Raw genomic sequence first — 17798 nt, forward strand, 5'->3', positions numbered from 1 at the left:
AACTGCCAAAACTCCGGCATCGAACGCGGGTGCGGGTAGGAGGGCAGGGCATGGCCCTGCTTCGACTTCTCCTGCCGGAACCCGTCCATGTCCTGCTCCGAAAGGCGCCCTTCCAAAAACGCGCGCGCGTACATGCCCGGCGAGGCGTGGCCCTGGAAGAAAATCTGGTCCCCACCCCCGGGATGGTCCTGGCCACGGAAGAAGTGGTTGAACCCGACCTCGTACAACGTCGCCGCCCCGGCATAGGTGGAAATATGCCCACCCACCCCGATATCCGGGTGCTGGCCACGATGCACCATGATCGCCGCGTTCCAGCGCATGTACGCCCGGTACCGGCGCTCGATCGCCTCGTCCCCGGGGAACACCGGCTCCTGATCCACCGGGATCGTGTTCACATAATCAGTGGTCGTGACCATCGGCACGCCCACCGACTTCGCCCCGGCCCGCTGCAACAACGACCGGATAATGAACTGGGCCCGCTCGGTGCCCTGCGACTCGACCAGCTGGTCAAAGGAATCCAACCATTCCTGAGTCTCTTCCGGATCCCGGTCGGATAACTGATACGTCAGACCACTACGGATCTGGGAGATGTGTTCCTCGACAGCCACGGTTACTCCTTTATTGAAGCGGCTACATCCCGGTGGTGAGTTTCAGACACCGCGATGAGTTTGGGACTACGGGCGGTGGCGCACTGGAGTGGCGTGCTACGCCCGTTCGTCATCAACTCTAGTTCGCATTCCGGTATTTTGAGGACAAGTTTTCATGCTGTGAGAAGAAAAACCGCCGATTTTCGGTGACCTAAGCAACTGCGTACAAGGTCATCTTACGTAATGGTCATGACTTGGAGACGTGTAACACGGGATCGGGAAACTAAAAATCCCGGCGTGTTGGCCCGCTGGCGCTTGAACGCGCGGGGAAAAGCGTGTTTCGTTGGTAGTAACGCTTTGCACCAGCAGGAGGAAACAAGTGAGCGACGCCGTATCGGCAAGTGTGGAGCCCGCAAAGAAGATGGGCTTCAAAGAGGAAGATCTGATCCAGGAACTCGGCTACGACGACGACGTGGATTATGACCTTCGCGATTCCATTGAGGATCTGATCGGCTCGGAGCTGCTCACTGAAGAGGACCACGACGTCGTAGATGCGGTCATTTACTGGTGGCGTGATGGCGACGGCGACCTGGCCGATGCCCTCATGGACGCCCTGGCCAGCCTGGAAGACGACGGCGTGGTGTGGCTGCTGACCCCGAAGCAGGGGCGCGAAGGCCACGTCTCACCGACCCTGGTGCAGCAGGACGCCCCCACCGCGGGGCTGCACATGACCAACGCCGAGGGCGTGTCCAAGGAATGGTCCGCCATTCGCCTGGTCCAGCGACGCAAGCACTAACGCCCTTGCAGCCCGGAACGAAACTTCCAGACTTTAGTCTGGAGAATCAGTACGGGGAGCGGGTCACCAGCCAGGATCTGTCCACGGGCCGGAGCATCATCGTGTTCTACCCGTGGGCATTTTCTCGTGTCTGCGGGGGAGAGCTGGCCGAACTGCAGCAGCATCTGCCTGAGTTCCGTGACGCCGATGTGCGCCTGGTGGCCATCTCCGTGGACCACAAGTTCGCGCTGCGCACGTACGCCGAGCAAGAAGGTTTTGGCTTTGAGCTGCTGGCCGACTTCTGGCCACACGGGCAGGTGGCCGAACTCTTTGACGCCTTTGATGCCGAGCGCGGGGTCGCCCGGCGGGTCACGATTCATGTCCACAACGGGGTTATTACTGATCGTTTCGCGTCCGGAATCAGTGAGCCGCGGAAACTAGATCAGTATCGTCAAATTCTGAGCCAGCGGGATATTTTCTAGTCGTCAAAGTCTCTCTTCAAAAAGTGGACTTGGTTGGAAATTCTTCTTTTTCAGAGGGCTCTGCTGGTTCGCGAACAAGAGGATCCATTGGCGGGAAAAGCGATTTGAGCGGGATAGCCGACTTAGTAGCATCCTCGATTGTGAGAGTGTTTCAAGGATTTCCTCAGAACCGTCGAAACCTTTTTGCAAACCAGCGCCGGTGGTTGGGTGCAAAACGCTTATCGCAATTGTCAAACGGTTAGCAAGAACGGCTGCAGCTATAGCAAGAGGTTTAGTACCGATTGAATGGAGTAGCAGGAGCGTCTCATAGGCCCCGTCTTTGACTCGGTCGATAGTTGTCTCGGTCCGTATCAACTGATCGTCCGGGCCAAACTCCGCGCCAGGCACGTGATAGTTCCTTAGGGCAGATTCAAGGGCGTACACTTTCGATATCGCCTCAGCTGAAACAGCCTTTCTTTTTTGTTCCATTTCGCCAGCGCGCGTCAACACCCCACTGATAAAAGCAAGAACCGCACTAGCGAATACGGCAAGGCCGGCGATCAGCGTGGCTAAAGCCAGTCCGTCATTCCACAAATCGCCCATCCTTTGATCCTCTCGCTTTTTGCTCAACTCAATCGTAGCCTCATGGGCTGGCGGGTTCCGTTAGAAGATCCAGAAGGCCGGTTTTCTTCACTCCATAAGCTGACCCTCTTACCGCGCCTATTGGCGACTGCATAAAAGCACCGCTAGAGCATGCAATCCGCAACGGAGAAGGATCGTGTTTGTCATTTTCTCCTGCTGCCCCGTCTGCTCGTGATAACGGGTGCCAAGGGAGAGAGCGAACAGTATCCAAGGCTAATTGCGAGGATTCCGGCCATGTGGATTTCCGGCAGGATATAGCCCTATTCCAAGACGAGGAAGTCGGGAAACAGCCACAATTTTCAGGACGGACAAAAGTGAAGGTCTGCATCTATCTGTCATTTCAACGGCAGATTCAGAAGAGTGGACGATGCCCAACCAGCCAACCCCCGGAGCTTTTTTGTGTGGGAGAGACGCAGCTCACGCTTCCCCGGCTTGCCCGGGCACCCGGGTTCCAGTAAAGTTATTCCCTGTTGGCAGGAAGGTTTTTCCTCTTGTCGCAGGTCAAGGGCCTTTAGCTCAGCTGGTAGAGCGTCACGTTTACACCGTGAATGTCATCGGTTCGATCCCGGTAGGGCCCACGACACAAAACCCGCTCTGACTAGTCGTAATAGATTAGTCGGAGCGGGTTTTCCTGTTTTCAGGCCTGCTTTCCGCCATCCAAACTTGCGCGTATTTCCAAGGGCTGTCTGGCGCTTACGGGAACTAAACCCGTCCCAAAACCGTCCCAAACGCCGGCCCGGCTAAGCAGCTTCCAACAAGGCCTCCATGCGCGACGCTACATCATCGAGATCCTGATCAAAGAGACCCGCGTAGGTGTCCAGGGTGATGGCCGCGGTGGCGTGTCCCAGCATCCGCTGGACCGCTTTCACCGATGCCCCGGACCGGACCAACCATGACGCCGCGGTGTGCCGCAGGTCGTGCACCCATAGTCCTTCCGGAATCGTGGGTGCATCCTTGTCTCCCTTAGCGACTGCCAGTGCGGCTGCGGCATTCACCGCGGCGACGGCGCTATCGAAGTCCCTGCGCTTGAAATTATTGGGTCGGATCTGCAACCCGCGGACCGTCGTGAACACGAGCTCGTTAGGGCCGCGCCTCTTGGCCAGTTCCCCTAGCATCCGTGACAGCTTCATGGTTACCGAGACCGTTCGAGCCCTACCGGATTTCGGGGGACCCACAACAGGGGAGCCGCCCCGCACGAACACCACGGCACGTTCGACGCGGATCCTACCCCGCTCCAGCTGCAGGTCCTTGACCCGCAGCTCCACAGCTTCGCCGATCCGCAGCCCGCAAGTTGCCAGGAGCCAAATGAGCGGGCGGTATCTTTCGTGGACGGTATTCGCGAGAGCCGTAACCTGCTCGATGGTGAGGAACCAATGCTCGCGAGCGCGACCTTTAGGCAGGTTCACTCTAGACGCAGGGTTCTTGGCGATCAGGCCTTCTTCGACGCACCAGTTCAGGAACGTTAGGAACCGTCCGTGAATCGTGCCCACGGTTCGAGGTGCCTGCTGCATCTGCGCCACCCAGTCCTGCACGTCACGCTTCCTCACGGCGCCGATTGTCCAGTCACCCCAGTGCGGCCTGAGGTGGGCTTTGATGTCGGATTCAGCTGCAACCCGGGTCGAGGGCTGCCAGTGCAGGGAGGCCGCGGCCCACTGGTCGAGTAAGTCTCCGACGAAGGCATTCCCGCTCGTGGCGTTGATGTAGGTGCCTGTGCTCTTGTCGGCGGTGACTTTCTCCAGGTGGGCTTGTGCCTGGTCTTTGGTGCGGAAGGATTTGGTGCGTTCGACGCCGTCCAGGTCGTCCCAGACGGCGACCCATCGCAGGCCTTTGCCGTAGCGAGGGCGTTTGGTGCGCTTGTCTTTTTTGAACCAGCGGTCTTCTATTCGTGCAACCATGGTGGGCTTTCTAATTTTGGGCGCGTTCGAGTAGGCGCATGTATGCGTGGATGTCTCGGGGGAGTACGTCGAGTTCGTGGGCGAGGCCGGTGGCGGTGGGGTAGATGCGGCCGGCGCGGACGAAGTCGGGGTAGGGGATTAGCCAGGACGCGGCGAGTTCTTCGGCTTGGCGTTCTTGGCGGGGGTGGTGGCCGGTGTGGCCGAGCGCGGCGTGCGCTGTTTCGTGTGCGAGTGTGGAGCGCCGTTGGATGGGCGCCAGGTTGGGGCGTAGCCAGATGGTGTGGGTGCGGTTGTCGTAGGCTCCCCACCAGTTGTGGGGGAGGTACCTTTCAATGATGCGGGGGCGGAGGCGTGAAAGAACTTCTTCGAACATGTATTCGAAGATAAGGGCGTGCGCCGACAGTTAGACCGCGGTCACGCGTTTTCCCTAGTCCTCCGGTAACTGCTCCGGATCCACGCCCGGCTGGCCCTTGTCCGCGGCCATACGGTCCTCGGGGAACAGTTCGTGCACGTTCTCCCCGCTGGCAGCTTCCGGGTGTGCCTGCTGCTGGTAGCGCGCCAGTCGTTTCTCCAGGCGGCTCACGTTGCGTTCAGACTTCTCCAGATCTGCCTGGGCGACTTCTTGCTGCTCCTGCCACCACAGCATGTTGTCCGCGGTTTCGCGGATGATGCGTTGTGATGCCTCGGGCAGGTGGCCGGCGCCGGGCAGGGTGAGGCTTGAGGAGTCTGTTTGGACTGGCAGGCCCAGTGAATTGGCGTAGGCGACCACGACGTCGATCACGCGGACTCCGAGGCCTTTCGCTAGGCCGAGGATGACAGCGTTTTCTTTTGGCCAGCTGAGGACGGGGCGGTTGATCAGGCGGTCGAGGTTGGCGCGGGTGGGAATTCCGCCGCAGGCTTTGGAGAGGGATTCGAGGCTTCGGTCTCCGCGCTTGTTGAGGATCAGGTCGCGAATGCCTTGGTTTGGGTTCGTGTTCATGGTTTGAATCCTCTGCCGGGTCGGGGTCGGCGCGCCATCGGACGCCAGTTCTACCTGATAACCCCTAATTCTGCCGTAGTCAGCGGCTGATGATAACCAAATAAACCCCGCGCTTATGCGGAACCGTGAGATGTAGGCAAATTTCTTGCTACCAGAGGTTGCGTTAGTGATAACCAGTAGTACATACTATTGCTATCAGCAGTTGCAAGAAGTGATAACTAGAAAGGGTTGCAAATGTCCCCATTCAGAACAAAACGCAAGTGGCAGGAGGGAACCTACATGCGCCTATCATCCGCCCAACGGCTCCGAACCTTCATCTACACCAAGGAGGACATGGACGCCTACCGCAACGGCTCACCCATCGATCCCCGCAAGATCACGCAACGCTCACTGGCCCGCCGCGCAGACGTCAGCCAGGCGTTCATTAGCCAGCTCGCATCGGGCAAGAAAACTAGCTGCAAGCCCGAAACCGCCGAACGTATCGCGGAGGTCATCGGCGTGGACGTGACAGTCCTTTTCGACCCCGAACATGCGACCGTCAGTTGCATTGCGTAACCCTGGTGGTAGCACCAGAAATTTAGAGAAAGGACACGCCGGTGACTGCACAACCAATGGCACTAGAAGACACCAACTGGCGGCTCGACGCCCTGGACCTCGTTGAACGCTGGGCCACGCAAGGCCGGCAGTTCACAGCAGACGACCTCCGCGAAGCAATGGGCCGCCCAGCACCAAAGCACAACATGATCGGCTCGATCTTCACCACCGCGCAACGCCGCGGACTGATCACGAAGGTCGCCAACACCAACAGCCGGACCAAATCACGCAACGGCGGCCACCAATACGAGTGGCGAGGAATCGATGAAAGGCGGCACCACGGTGAGTGACCTGAATGTGAAGCAAGCAGCCAGCGAACTAAACCTGAACCCCGAAACTGTTCGGCAGCTCGCCGACCAGGGCCGGTTGCGGGGCGCTTACAAGGGTGGCCGCGGCGGCAAGACCTCGCCTTGGCGGATCCCGCCCCGCGCCTTGGACCTGTACCGGTCATCGCAGCCACAGGGGTACCGGGCATGACCCGTTGGCTGGAGCGCCACGGTTTGCGGCTCACCGCCCGCGCCCACGCTCTCGGGGAGGCCATGTTGGGGCTGGCTGTCGTGGGTCTGGTCTGGTTCGCGTTCGCTGTGGACGCCGTCATCAACACGAGCATTGGAGGGGCGTAAGCCATGAGTCTGAAATTCAACGAAAAGTCGCACCGGTACCGGCTGGACGGTAAGCACGTGTCGGGCGTGACAACGATCTTGGGCGGCGGGATCCCGAAGCCGGCACTGATCCGGTGGGCACCGGCTGTGGTAGCCAACTGGGTTGCGAACCCGGAAAACAAGGGCGAGCTGACCAGCCTGCTGGCCGGTGACCCGGACACCGCGGTCCGATACCTCAAGGGTCTGCCTAACCGAGAGCGTGACGAAGCGGCAGAGCGAGGCACCGAAGTGCACGACCTCGCCGAGAAGCTGATCCTCACCGGTGAGGTAGACGCCCCCGAAGACCTGGCCGGGTTCATCGAAGGATACCTGGACTTCCTGGACCGCTGGCAGATCACCCCGGTGATGGCGGAGCAGATCATCGGGAACCGCGCCCACTGGTACTCGGGCAAATTCGACTTGATCGCCACCAGCCCATACCTGGCCGACGGTAAGCCGGTGATGATCGACCTGAAAACCTCCAAAGGGGTGTACGGGGAGACTGCGCTGCAGTGCGCGGCCTACTCGCGGGCCGAGTTCTGGATGGACGGGGAGAAGGAGCAGCCGTTCCCGGAGCTGGCGGCCACGTACGTCGCCCACGTGACCCCGATGGACCGGGAGGGCGTGAACGCCCGGTATGCGGGCAAGCCGCTCGGCACGAGCCTCTACCAGCTTGCCGGGAGCGCCGAGCAGATCGACGAGCAGTTCTCAATGTTCCTGCACGCGAAGGCGATTTTCGACGGCACGAAGGTGCGCGACCAGATCATCGGCGAACCACTGCAGGCACCCCTGGCCGGGCAGGTGGCGGCATGAGCGAGTACCAGTTCCAGTGCGACCTGCGAGGCGAGGATCTGGACTTGTTCTACGAGGACGAGAACATCGCCATCGACATCACCCCAAACAAGGACCACGACCGCTACAAGCGGATGCCGCGGAGCTTCTATCCCGGCTATGAGGTCATCATGCCGGTGGACGAGGTCGAGAACCTGATCACCCACCTGCAAACCATGGTCGCCAGAATTCGGGAACGCCACCCGGACGCTGCCTAAACAATCCACCAACAGAGGAGTCACCATGACCATCACCCCAGCTATCCCGAGCCAGTCAACCGACCTGAGCATGCCGACCATGCCGGGCGCTACCGGCATCGCCAACCTTGAATCGTGGGTGAACGCCCTCGGCCACGCGAACAAGATCGCCAGCTTCATGGCGCGCTCGAATTTCGTCCCCACCCCGCTGCGCATGAAGGGGAAGAACAACTACAAGACGCCCGAAGAACTGACCATGGACGTCACCGCGATCATCATGGCTGGCGCGTCGGTTGGGTATGACCCCTTCCAGGCAGTCCAGCAGATGTTCATCGTTCACGGGTCGCCGGCAATGTACGCCCGGTCCATGGTCGCTCTGGTGAAGTCGCACGGCCACAAGGTCGACCAGGTTAGCGCGTCCCCGGACGCGGTGACTGTACGAGCGCGTCACCGTGACGATGCGGAGTGGCACGAGTTCACCTGGACTTACCAGCGGGCCGAGCGTGCTGGCTACACCAGCAACCCGAAGTACAAGACCAATCCCCAGGAAATGCTCTATGCCAAGGCAGCCACTGAGGCTTGCCGGCGCATGTTCCCGGAAGTGCTCTCTGGTATCTCACCGTACTCGGTCGAGGAAACCGAGCTGGAGGACATGGGGGAAAAGCCGGAACCGGCACCGGTGAAGACCACGAAGATCACCCGGAAGCCGAAGGTGAAGGCCGCGGAGTCCCTGGCGCGCCCCGCCTCCGAACCAGCCCCGGCAGCGGAGCCGGAGCCCGTAGCCGACACGGAGACCGGGGAAGTGCAGGAACCCCAGCCGGAACCCGAACCGGAACCAGTGGACTACGCCGCCGAGGTAGAAGCCCGATACGGGAACGCCGACGCGCTACGGGAACTGTACAACATGGCCAGCGCCGACGGTCAGGACCGGGAAATCCTCGACCTGATCGCCACTGCTGGCCGCGAAGCCAAGCAGTAAACCCGCCACACAGACCGGTGGTCGCCTTGCTTGGGGGCGGGCGGCCACCAACACCAACCAACCAACCATTCAGGAGTCAGACCATGAAAATCATCAGCCTGGAAACCACCAACTACAAGCGCGCCAAGCACGTCCAGATCGTCCCAGACCCGGACGGGAACCTGGTCATCGTGGCCGGCAAGAACGGGCAAGGCAAGTCCTCGGTGCTGGACAGCATCGCCGCCGCGCTCGGTGGCGCCAACAGCAAGACCACCCCGAAGCCGATCCGCGACGGGGAAGACCGCGCCGAGATCATCCTCGAAACCGAAGAACTCACCGTCACCCGGATCTTCACCCCCTCCGGCTCCCGCCTCACCCTCACCAGCAAGGACGGGGCGAAGTACCCGAAGGCCCAGGCGAAGCTGGACGAACTGGTGGGCAAACTGTCCCTGGATCCGCTGGCGTTCACCCTGCTGGATGACAAGAAGCAGCTGCAACAGCTCCTCGACCTGGTCGACCTCCCGTTCAACCCCGAACAGCTGGAATCCGAGCGCAAGCAGGTGTTCGAGGAGCGAACCGCGGTGAACCGGCGCGCCAAGGAATTCGAGTCCGCGCTGGCCCAGTTCGGTGAACTCCCGGCAGACCTTCCCACCACCGAGGTGTCCGTCGCCGAGCTACTGGGAGAGTACCGGGAAGCGGTCGACCACAACGAGTCCTACAGCCGGGCCCACCAGCGGTCCGAAAACGCGCAGAAGCGACTTGACCAGCTTCGGGCAGAACTGGCCGCGGCTGAGCTTGAACAGCAGGAAGCAGATGGAGCATGCGCCGCCCACGGCGCGCCGGTGAATCTCGAAGCAGTCCAAGCCAAGATCGATGGGGCCGAGGAAACCAACCGGCTCGTGCGCAAAGCACAGGAGCGCGGCTCCCTGGAATTCCAGTACGACGCGACCAAGGACCAGGCCGCGAAGCTCACTGCAAAGCTGGAGCAGATCGCTAAGACCAAGGCCGACGGGCTGGCCGCCGCGAAGTTCCCGGTCGACGGGCTCGGCTTCACCGAAGACGGGGTCACCTACCAGGGGCAGCCGTTCAAGCAGGCGTCCAGTGCGGAGCAGATTCGCGTGTCCATGGCCATGGCCATCGCACTGAACCCGGCACTGCGGATCATCCGCATCAGCGACGGATCTCTGTTGGACTCCGACAGCCTCGCGCTGGTGGAGAAAACCGCCCGCGAGCACAACTTCCAGATTTGGATCGAAATGGTCGAAGGCGATCACGAGAACGCATTCACCATCATCGACGGAGAGGTCGCATAACCATGGCTCGCAGCATCACAACCGACGAGGGAACCACAGTCACCCTCACCGACGGCAAGGTCTTTCTAACCCACCCCGAAGCACCCGTTGACATGCGGGGCATCCAGGCAGGTCGGGCAGTCTGCCACGGCCAAGGCTTTCAACCCGCACCATTGTTCCCCGGAGCGCTGCGCCCCTCAGTGCTGCGCGCCATCGCTGACCTTATCGAGAACACCAAGGAGTCTTAATCATGGCTGGAGAACCAAGTATCACCCTGATCGGAAACCTGACCGCCGACCCGGAACTACGGTTCACGCCCTCCGGATCCGCCGTCGCGAACTTCACCATCGCCGCAACACCGCGCACCTTCGACCGGCAGGCCAATGAGTGGAAAGACGGGGAGCCCCTGTTCCTGCGCTGCAGCGTCTGGAAGGAAGCCGCCGAAAACGTAGCTGAAACCCTGACCAAGGGGATGCGGGTCATCGCCGAGGGGCGGTTGCGCTCTCGCTCCTACGACACCAAAGAGGGCGAACGCCGCACCGTCATGGAACTAGAGGTCGACGAGATCGGCCCATCCCTCCGGTACGCATCCGCCAAGGTCACCCGGTCCGCCCGCGGTGGCGGTGAAGGTGGCGCTGGCCGAAACACCAGCCCCGCCGCCAACACGCACGCGCCCGGCCCCGGGTGGGGCACCCCGCCCGCCGGGGGTGACCCTTGGCAGAACAACGGATCGGCCCCGTTCTGATCCGGTGCCCCCGCTGCCGTAAACCCGCCACCCACTCCCGGAAACACTGCGGACTCGAACCGTGGTGCGGGTGGGTGACCTGCCAAACCTGCAAGCGGGTGTATGTGCCGGGTACTCCGGCGGATCCAAAACCATAACCAACCGGGTGGCCCCGGCAAACACTGGGGCCACCCAACCCACACCACAAGGAACCACAGATGACAAAGCTCGCTTCACTGACACACCGCGACGTCCAGTACACCGACCACAAGACCGGCGTCCCCGCCCTGTTGGGCGACTTCAACGCCAGCATGGCCAACCACGAGATGACCATCCTGTACGAGGAAGGCCTCTACCGCCACTTGCGGTTCAGGAACCCAACCAACAGCTTCTACTGGTACGACCTGATCACCTGGCCCGGCTGCCTCACCATCACCGGAGACATGGGAACCTACACGTTCCGCCGCGTGGAGGACATGTTTCAGTTCTTCCAGGGGTACATCAACACTGGCTACTGGGCCGAAAAGCTCCAGAACGGGGACAGTGGCGGACGCTCCCAGGTTAAAAACTACGACGAGGACCTGTTCAAGCAGTGGGTGGTGCAGGACTTCTGGGAAACCAGCCGCGACATGGACGCCACGAAATCCCGCATCTGGTGGCACACGATCAAGGACGAGGTGCTGGACGGCTGGGTGGACACCACCAACGCACACGCCGCGCTTAGCGCCCTGGCCGAGGTAGACCGAACCCAGGTCGCACCGCTGAACCACTACGCGGACGCGTGGGAGGCCGCCGAGGGCTGGACTCGGTACGACTGGCACTTCGAATACTGTCTCGCCGCAGTCCTCACCGGCGTCCGCACCTACGAAGTCCACAAGCAGGAGGAGACAGCAGCATGAGCGGGTACAGGTACGGTCCGAACACGGAGCTGGAAGCTGCACGCACCGTCTACGACAAGGCGCGGGTCCAGGCAACACGGATCATCGCCGAAGCCGACGAACAAGCGCGACAGATCATCAGCGCCGCGAAGATGCGGGCGGAGCGCGAAGCCGAAGTGATTCGTGAAAATGCTCGGGTGACTGGTCTGGCGGAGGCGGAAGCGAAGATCCTGGACGCGAAGCGTCGTCGGAAGCAGGAGGCAGAGGCCCGCCTCCGGGCAGTAGTTGCCGAAGCGACAGGATACCGCCGACTCAAGGACACAGCATGAGCGCCTGCAAGAAGTCCTGCTGCTGGAGCCCGTTTGGAGTATGCGGGAGGCGTCAAGCGTGCGGCTGCCACACAGGCCACCAGCCCATCAGGAAGCGGCTAAGCCAGCTTGAACTCGAACGCGCCACCGCGCTGACTGAGAAGAAAGGCAAGAGACGATGACCACGACCATCCCCGGCCAACTCGACGCACTCGACCTACTCGCACCACCTAAACCCCCAGCCAACCCGCACGCCTCCTACCAAATGGTGAACCCCTGCCCAGCATGCGGAGAAGAATCACCAAACGAGTTCATGGCTGAACTCAACCACTGGGGAATGCCCAACGAACGCCACAAGTTCGGGCACGACGTGTGCGTGAGCATGAGCCTCAAACTCAACCACGTGCACCACGCACTAGCCCGGGCAGGGAACAAATGGGAAGAAGAAGCCACCTGCTGCTGGTCAAAAACCGACCTGCACGGCAAAGCCATCAAGAAGCCAACCCGCGACCACTGGCTAGACCACGCACGCCACGAACTCACCGCCGCAACCAAACTCTGGGCCCTGCACCTCGACTCACTAATCCGTGAAGTCTCGGCACTCAGGGAAACCTACGGGGTCAAGCCCAACGAATGCCCCATCGTGGAGGAAGCATGACCTCCCAACCGCACCCGCACCGGTCGCCCCGCCCCGTCTGCCCAGACCCATGCTGCGGCAAAGTATGGGCGCCAGACAAACGCACAGCCAAACAACTACGCGCCGAAATCATCCACGAAAACGGCAGCCACAACCACCCCGTCCGCTACTACCAACACGCGGGCGGCTGGCACTGGACCAGACAACTAGAACGCCCCGCACACGCGTAACCACAACTGCAATTGGCGGTAGTATCTTTGCTACCGTCAATTGCTAGACTTGAATATGACATATGGCAAGGAAGGTGAAACACCTTGAAAACCACCTACGAATACCGGCCCGCCCCCGCGCACATTCGTGATCGTCGAACCCATGCAGATCTGGCCGAACACCTCAAACAAAACCCGGGAGTGTGGGCAAAAGTCACCACCACCAGCACCCAGAACGCGGCCGCCACCATGGCCTGGCAAATCAAACAGGGCGTCCGTGCAGCATTCCGACCCGCCGGCCACTACGACGCATACAGCACCGGCAACGACGTCATCGCAAGCTACACCGGAGGGAGAGCGTAACCATGGCACGCGACCGCGCAAACCTCCGCACAGACATGATCAGTGACGACCACTATCGTGCGCTGAACCGAGACGAGCAGTGGCTATACAAGCTCCTCCTGATCCACCCCTCCCTGAGCTATGCCGGCGTCGCCGACTGGCGGCCAGGGCGCCTAGCCAGCACCGCCGCGAACACCACCGCCGCCGACGTGCGCGCAATCGGAGAAGGGCTGCAATCCAAGTACTTCATCTACGTTGACGAGGACACCGAAGAAGTGTTCATCCGATCATTCGTGAAGCATGATGGGCTACTCAAGCAATACCGGCTGCCCATCAGCATGGCGAACGACTACGCCGGCATCTCATCGCGTCCCATCCGAGAGTTCTTCATATACGAGCTGCAGAAGATCCATCGCAAGTCGCCCGAGCTCAAAGCATGGGAATTCGATCGCGTGAAGAACCTGCTCGAACGCCCCGCGAAGAACATGAAGGAACTCAGTTTCGGGGACGAACTACCCCTCAATTTCGGGCACGAGCAGGCAACCGAAAACCCGGGCCATGCCGACAGTTGCGGCGAAGGCTATGGCATAGAGTATGGCAACGGTTATGGCACAAGCCCGGGCAAGGGCTATGGGATGTTAACAGCTACTGCTACTGCTACAGCTACATCTACCCCTAACGGGGTAGATAACGCGGGGCCAGTAGACAAATCACCAAACGACAGCGACAACACCACCGGCAAAGCCGGAACCAGACTCCCACCAGAATTCACCGTCACACCCCAAATGCACCGCTGGGCACTCAACCACGCACCCAACGTCAATACCCAAACCAGCACCCGCAAATTCAAAAGCTACTACCGCAGCGTCTCCGGCCCCGCCCAATTCAAAACCGACTGGACCGCCGCATGGGAAGCCTGGCTACTCGGAGACCAAGAACGCGCAGCCCAAAACCTCACCGCCAGCGACAAACGACTCCACCAAGGACTCCAACTCGCCCAACGCGCAGCCACACGCCAACCCCAAAACAACCCATTCGAAGGACGTGAAATCGAACAATGAACCAACAACAAACCATCGCCATCATCACCTACGCCAACCAGATCGATCCGCTGATCCCCTTGAACGAAAGCACCGCCGACGTCTGGCACGAAGCACTCCAGCACCGCGACTACCAACAAGCACTCTGGTGTGTGAAGGACTACTACGCCAACACCCAACCAGGCCGCGACGGGCGAATCCCGCCACTCACCTCAGCAACACTCCGCCGCCGCATCGACCAGCACCAAGAAGTCCATGACGCGAAGCAGCGCGCAATCTCCGCCAGACCCACCAAGCACCCCCGCCAAACGTTCCGGGCACGCAACCCCGAAAAGTGGGATCAGCTTGTCAAGCAAGGGCAACAAGAGTTCCGGGAAAACGTCCAACGGCTCACATCCGAAACAACCCGGGGCGTAGCCCCATTCTAAAACCTTTCATGCCAACCGTTGCACCCAGCACAAGCAGGAATAGCGGTCAGCAAGCGCAGGGTGGGCGCTACGGCGCGAACAGCACCCGGAGCGGGTATTCACCCACAAAACAGATTTGAGGCTCTCAAAATGGATTCTACGGCCCCTAGTGCTTTCACGCTTGAAATCCCGAAACTAGCGGACTGGCTCAACGCCAACCAGAAACTCCACTGGGCGAAGCAAAACAAGCTCGCCCAGGCGTGGCGGCACGGGGCGCATATCTACGCCCGGCAGCAGAAGGCACCGAAGGGGCTGGATCGGGCGCGGGTCGACGTCTACGTGTGGAAGTCTTCGCGCCGCCGCTATGACCCGCACAACCTAATGCCGAGCGTCAAGCACTGTATTGACGGCCTCGTCGACTACGGGATTCTTCCGGACGATTCGCACGAGTATCTGGAGGGCCCATTCCTGCATCATGGCGGGTACGGGCCGGAAAAACTGGTGGTTGTCATTCAACCACTGGAAGCATAGTTTCGTGCTTGTGGTTGCAACCATTGATTGCTAGGGTTGCAAGTGTCGATAAGCAAAAAATGATCCCGTCAGCATCTTGTGGCGGGGGAGGGGGAACGATTATTTTGTTTGAAGCTTTCATCACCACCGGCACCGTTGTCGCGGTCGCCTTGGTTCTGGGTTTGGCGGTTCTCGCTTACGCGGGCGGTGACCGGGCATGAGCCAGCACATAACTGAGCAGTTGGTCGAACAGGTCGCCCGGGCGGCGCATGAGCGTCAGGTCGAAGCCGTCAAGGCGTCCGGCACGTACGTTCCGCCGGAGTTGTTGCGGCCGTGGGACGATCTGCCCGTCATGGAAAAGTTCCATCGGCGCGAGTACGCCATGCGTAACCTGCGGACTATCGTCCCGGTGTTGCTCGCCGCGGGCTGGCTGCCGCCGGTAGGAGGTGCGGCATGAGGTTCACGAGGCGCACGTACCGGGCCGCGATAGACCGGTCCATCACCAAAGAACTCGGCTACTACGCCGCCTACGACGACCAAGCGTTGGTGCGGCAGAAACGTGTCACCGACGCCCTAGTCCGCCGCAAACGACGGGAACGCGTCGCATGACCACCCAGCCAGCACTCTTCGGCCAACCACTTCCCACCCTCCCCGGCATGACCACCGGTGTGGTCGCCATCAACGGACGCGGCAGGGGATCCACCACCCTGCAGTGCGGTGACTGCTACGCACTAGAAACCCCGGACGTCCTGGTGTTGATGACCTTCAAATTCCTGCGGTGCGCCAACGACCCGGGGCCGGTGCGCAGGTGCCCCGACTGCACCACCACCCACCTCCAAACCTGCGGCGACGACATGCACAAGACAAGGCGGACACCATGACCAAGGGCCTAGACCAGCTGCGGCAGGTAGCCAAACGTGCGACCCCCGGCCCGTGGGCGCGGAAAGGAACCGCCGTACTCGGCCCACGCGAACCCTGGGACCTCGGCACAGGCCCCGCCCGAATCATCGCCGCACAAATGCCCTGGCAACGCGACCGCATGGAGGCGAACGCCGAGCACGTCGCCACGTTCGACCCGCCCACCGTCCTGGCCCTGATCGACCGCGCCGAAGCCGCTGAAGCTGCGGTGTCTAACCAGCGTAGCGTGGTCAAGACTCTGGCAGAACGCAACGTGGAGCTGACCAAGTTCAAGGATGCTTACTCGTTGCAAGCACAAGAACTCGAACAGGCCGAAGCTGAGCGGGATTTCCGCCAGAAGGAGAATAAGGAATTGTTTGAGCAGATCGAACGCGTGCGGGAGTTGGCGTCCGAGTATCGAAAAACCATACCCGAGGAAGTACTGCATTCTGTGATGGTGGACATTCGCCGCGCCCTGGACGGTGGTGAGCCGAATGAGTGACCTGCGTGCCGCGTTGGTGGCAATCCAAGAACTGCACAAGCCGGAGAACATCTACCTGCCTTCCTACGATGGACGCGGAAACCCGATTTACAAGGGGTACCCGCGATGCACAGGCTGTGGCAGTTACGAGGAGCCTTGCCCGACCCGCCGCCTGGCTGACGAAGCACTAGGAGGAGATACCGATGGCTAAGAAGAAGAATCCCGAACTCGTACCGTGCCCATGGTGTGACGCACCAGTAGGGGAACGGTGCGCAACCGAAGGCCCATATGGCCGGGTCACTATGCAGATCTTCCGCGCCCACGCATCACGGTATGTGGCACTCAAGGCCGCCCGCACCACCAAGAACGGAGACAACAAATGAGCAGCAAGACTTTCAAGAGCGTGGTTCACGGCTCTTCAATTCAGGTTCACGACAACGGGGAGGGTGTGTTCATCGGGTTGCTTCGCGAAGATTCGATGACCCGTGGGACAACGCTCAGTAAGTCTGATGCGCCTGCCCTGATGCAGGCTATTGGTGAGTGCTTGCCACCGATCCCGGATACGGTGCGTGACGGCTCATACGAGGCGTTCATGGCGGTTGCGTTGGAATATCTGGGCAAGGCTGTCCGGGCGCTCGAAGCTGAAACCGCCGAAGCTAAGGAACAGGCGGAGTTGGAAGCCGAAGCGCTGGAACTGCGGAATGCGTTCAGCTTGGCTATCGGAGGCGCATCGATTGACTCATTCGCGGGACACTCGGTGAACAAGCCCGGATGGATCGACGCCGCCCGTCGCGCCCGCGAGATGCGAAACGAAAAGAAGGTGACTACCGATGACTGATCGTCTCAACCCGGAAGCTTTCCTAGCCGCCAAGGACGCGGCCCAGGAGGCGTTCCACGACCATAAGGACTGGCACGACATCACTACCGCCATACTGAGCGCCTACGACAAATCCCTCGCCTCCGCCCAGCCCTGCACCATCGAGGGCGTGTACGACCTCGGATCACCAGAACCCGAAGGCGTTGATCATGTCATCGAGTGCGATGAAAACGGCAATCCATACGAGCGCGACCCCGAAGGCAGTGACGACCCCACGTGGTCCAAGACCATCGACGGCACCCGCTGGAAGGGCTACAAGGACGGGAAGGAATACCGCGACTGGGGTGACCTCGTGCGCCGGTACGGGCCAGTCATCGACGTGCGATGGGTACCCACGGAAGGCGGCGGGGATGCCACGTAAGCCGTACAACGAGCAAAAGCGGCACGCCGGGGACGTCTGGGGCGAGGGATACCAACGCGGGTGCGACTGCATCGACTGGGGCGCAATGGTGCCCGGCTGGGAAAGCCACTGCCACCACCACGGATGCCCAGGGTGTGGCCACCAGATGCACTACGGGGCCGAGGTCGGATGCTGTGCGCCCGACTGTCTCACCGGATTCTGCGAATGCACGCACGGCTGGCTCTGGACCCGACCCAACCCCACCAAGCCACTACTCCACAAAGGACGGAAACCAT

At 60.9% G+C, this 17798-nt stretch carries 28 protein-coding genes, 1 tRNA gene and 1 pseudogene; 25 read left to right on the top strand and 5 right to left on the bottom strand.

Features of this window, described 5'->3' with window-relative positions; translation table 11 throughout:
- Positions 1–608 (bottom strand): annotated as a pseudogene (locus tag FDN03_RS02130) (pyruvate dehydrogenase (acetyl-transferring), homodimeric type); the annotation flags it as partial.
- Between the two features lie 358 nt (positions 609–966).
- On the opposite strand from FDN03_RS02130, the gene FDN03_RS02135 reads away from it, so the two are divergent.
- Together FDN03_RS02135 and FDN03_RS02140 are read left to right on the top strand one after the other, a co-directional pair.
- Positions 967–1383 carry a DUF3052 domain-containing protein gene (locus tag FDN03_RS02135; protein WP_054821583.1) on the top strand — a complete coding sequence of 139 codons (417 nt, stop codon included), beginning with the start codon at positions 967–969 and terminating at the stop codon, positions 1381–1383.
- A gap of 5 nt (positions 1384–1388) precedes the next feature.
- Positions 1389–1844 carry a redoxin domain-containing protein gene (locus FDN03_RS02140; RefSeq protein ID WP_249354226.1) on the top strand — a complete coding sequence of 152 codons (456 nt, stop codon included), beginning with the start codon at positions 1389–1391 and terminating at the stop codon, positions 1842–1844.
- 3 nt (positions 1845–1847) lie between these two features.
- On the opposite strand, the gene FDN03_RS02145 is transcribed toward FDN03_RS02140, so the two are convergent.
- Positions 1848–2426, bottom strand: a complete 579-nt coding sequence (locus FDN03_RS02145) for a hypothetical protein (protein ID WP_138173665.1) — start codon at positions 2424–2426, stop codon at positions 1848–1850.
- Positions 2427–2970: 544 nt separating this feature from the next.
- Here FDN03_RS02145 and FDN03_RS02150 point away from each other — a divergent pair.
- Positions 2971–3043: transfer RNA gene (locus tag FDN03_RS02150), tRNA-Val, on the top strand.
- A gap of 162 nt (positions 3044–3205) precedes the next feature.
- On the opposite strand, the gene FDN03_RS02155 is transcribed toward FDN03_RS02150, so the two are convergent.
- From FDN03_RS02155 to FDN03_RS02165, 3 genes are read right to left on the bottom strand one after another with little or no spacing between them, the layout of a single operon-like run.
- On the bottom strand, positions 3206–4360 hold the full coding sequence (locus FDN03_RS02155; RefSeq protein WP_138173667.1) for a site-specific integrase: 1155 nt from the start codon (positions 4358–4360) through the stop codon (positions 3206–3208).
- A gap of 10 nt (positions 4361–4370) precedes the next feature.
- Positions 4371–4733: an ImmA/IrrE family metallo-endopeptidase gene (locus FDN03_RS02160; protein ID WP_138173669.1), complete on the bottom strand. Its 363-nt coding sequence runs from the start codon at positions 4731–4733 to the stop codon at positions 4371–4373.
- A gap of 54 nt (positions 4734–4787) precedes the next feature.
- On the bottom strand, positions 4788–5339 hold the full coding sequence (locus tag FDN03_RS02165; protein ID WP_138173671.1) for a hypothetical protein: 552 nt from the start codon (positions 5337–5339) through the stop codon (positions 4788–4790).
- A gap of 279 nt (positions 5340–5618) precedes the next feature.
- On the opposite strand from FDN03_RS02165, the gene FDN03_RS02170 reads away from it, so the two are divergent.
- The 22 genes from FDN03_RS02170 (at position 5619) to FDN03_RS02275 (ending at position 17523) form a co-directional block, all read left to right on the top strand.
- Positions 5619–5894 carry a helix-turn-helix transcriptional regulator gene (locus FDN03_RS02170; RefSeq protein WP_171021102.1) on the top strand — a complete coding sequence of 92 codons (276 nt, stop codon included), beginning with the start codon at positions 5619–5621 and terminating at the stop codon, positions 5892–5894.
- Positions 5895–5935: 41 nt separating this feature from the next.
- Entirely contained in the window at positions 5936–6223 is a 288-nt protein-coding gene (locus FDN03_RS02175) for a hypothetical protein (RefSeq protein ID WP_138173675.1), read from the top strand.
- A gap of 183 nt (positions 6224–6406) precedes the next feature.
- Positions 6407–6556, top strand: a complete 150-nt coding sequence (locus FDN03_RS16350) for a hypothetical protein (protein WP_171021104.1) — start codon at positions 6407–6409, stop codon at positions 6554–6556.
- A 3-nt stretch (positions 6557–6559) separates the two neighbouring features.
- Positions 6560–7387 carry a hypothetical protein gene (locus FDN03_RS02185; RefSeq protein WP_138173680.1) on the top strand — a complete coding sequence of 276 codons (828 nt, stop codon included), beginning with the start codon at positions 6560–6562 and terminating at the stop codon, positions 7385–7387.
- Positions 7384–7623: a hypothetical protein gene (locus FDN03_RS02190; RefSeq protein WP_138173681.1), complete on the top strand. Its 240-nt coding sequence runs from the start codon at positions 7384–7386 to the stop codon at positions 7621–7623. Before FDN03_RS02185 ends, FDN03_RS02190 begins: the two co-directional genes overlap by 4 nt.
- Before the next feature lie 25 nt (positions 7624–7648).
- Positions 7649–8581: a hypothetical protein gene (locus tag FDN03_RS02195; RefSeq protein ID WP_138173683.1), complete on the top strand. Its 933-nt coding sequence runs from the start codon at positions 7649–7651 to the stop codon at positions 8579–8581.
- Between the two features lie 83 nt (positions 8582–8664).
- Complete coding sequence (locus tag FDN03_RS02200) at positions 8665–9873, top strand: AAA family ATPase (protein WP_138173685.1); 1209 nt, start codon at positions 8665–8667, stop codon at positions 9871–9873.
- Between the two features lie 2 nt (positions 9874–9875).
- Complete coding sequence (locus FDN03_RS02205) at positions 9876–10100, top strand: hypothetical protein (RefSeq protein WP_138173687.1); 225 nt, start codon at positions 9876–9878, stop codon at positions 10098–10100.
- Positions 10101–10102: 2 nt separating this feature from the next.
- Positions 10103–10597, top strand: coding sequence for a single-stranded DNA-binding protein (locus tag FDN03_RS02210; RefSeq protein ID WP_138173689.1), 495 nt, complete (start codon positions 10103–10105; stop codon positions 10595–10597).
- A 197-nt stretch (positions 10598–10794) separates the two neighbouring features.
- Positions 10795–11475, top strand: coding sequence for a hypothetical protein (locus tag FDN03_RS02215; RefSeq protein ID WP_138173691.1), 681 nt, complete (start codon positions 10795–10797; stop codon positions 11473–11475).
- The gene (locus FDN03_RS02220; RefSeq protein WP_138173693.1) at positions 11472–11783 is read left to right on the top strand and encodes a hypothetical protein; all 312 of its coding nucleotides are present in this window, start codon (positions 11472–11474) and stop codon (positions 11781–11783) included. Before FDN03_RS02215 ends, FDN03_RS02220 begins: the two co-directional genes overlap by 4 nt.
- A 157-nt stretch (positions 11784–11940) precedes the next feature.
- Positions 11941–12420: a hypothetical protein gene (locus tag FDN03_RS02225; RefSeq protein ID WP_138173695.1), complete on the top strand. Its 480-nt coding sequence runs from the start codon at positions 11941–11943 to the stop codon at positions 12418–12420.
- Positions 12421–12713: 293 nt separating this feature from the next.
- Positions 12714–12971, top strand: a complete 258-nt coding sequence (locus FDN03_RS02230; protein WP_138173696.1) for a hypothetical protein — start codon at positions 12714–12716, stop codon at positions 12969–12971.
- Positions 12972–12973: 2 nt separating this feature from the next.
- Positions 12974–14011, top strand: coding sequence for a hypothetical protein (locus FDN03_RS02235; RefSeq protein WP_138173698.1), 1038 nt, complete (start codon positions 12974–12976; stop codon positions 14009–14011).
- Positions 14008–14418, top strand: coding sequence for a hypothetical protein (locus tag FDN03_RS02240; protein WP_138173700.1), 411 nt, complete (start codon positions 14008–14010; stop codon positions 14416–14418). The genes FDN03_RS02235 and FDN03_RS02240 overlap by 4 nt, the downstream gene beginning before the upstream one ends.
- Positions 14419–14547: 129 nt before the next feature.
- Positions 14548–14928, top strand: coding sequence for a hypothetical protein (locus FDN03_RS02245; RefSeq protein WP_138173702.1), 381 nt, complete (start codon positions 14548–14550; stop codon positions 14926–14928).
- Between the two features lie 8 nt (positions 14929–14936).
- Positions 14937–15128, top strand: a complete 192-nt coding sequence (locus tag FDN03_RS02250; protein WP_138173704.1) for a hypothetical protein — start codon at positions 14937–14939, stop codon at positions 15126–15128.
- Positions 15125–15364, top strand: a complete 240-nt coding sequence (locus FDN03_RS02255) for a hypothetical protein (RefSeq protein WP_138173706.1) — start codon at positions 15125–15127, stop codon at positions 15362–15364. The genes FDN03_RS02250 and FDN03_RS02255 overlap by 4 nt, the downstream gene beginning before the upstream one ends.
- Positions 15365–15512: 148 nt before the next feature.
- Positions 15513–15788 carry a hypothetical protein gene (locus FDN03_RS02260; protein ID WP_138173708.1) on the top strand — a complete coding sequence of 92 codons (276 nt, stop codon included), beginning with the start codon at positions 15513–15515 and terminating at the stop codon, positions 15786–15788.
- Positions 15785–16306, top strand: a complete 522-nt coding sequence (locus FDN03_RS02265; protein WP_138173710.1) for an ead/Ea22-like family protein — start codon at positions 15785–15787, stop codon at positions 16304–16306. The genes FDN03_RS02260 and FDN03_RS02265 overlap by 4 nt, the downstream gene beginning before the upstream one ends.
- 358 nt (positions 16307–16664) lie before the next feature.
- Positions 16665–17123: a hypothetical protein gene (locus FDN03_RS02270; protein ID WP_138173712.1), complete on the top strand. Its 459-nt coding sequence runs from the start codon at positions 16665–16667 to the stop codon at positions 17121–17123.
- Positions 17116–17523, top strand: coding sequence for a hypothetical protein (locus FDN03_RS02275; protein WP_138173714.1), 408 nt, complete (start codon positions 17116–17118; stop codon positions 17521–17523). The genes FDN03_RS02270 and FDN03_RS02275 overlap by 8 nt, the downstream gene beginning before the upstream one ends.
- Positions 17524–17798: the final 275 nt, after the last annotated feature.

This window comes from Glutamicibacter sp. V16R2B1 (assembly GCF_005774635.1).
Taxonomy (GTDB): domain Bacteria; phylum Actinomycetota; class Actinomycetes; order Actinomycetales; family Micrococcaceae; genus Glutamicibacter; species Glutamicibacter creatinolyticus.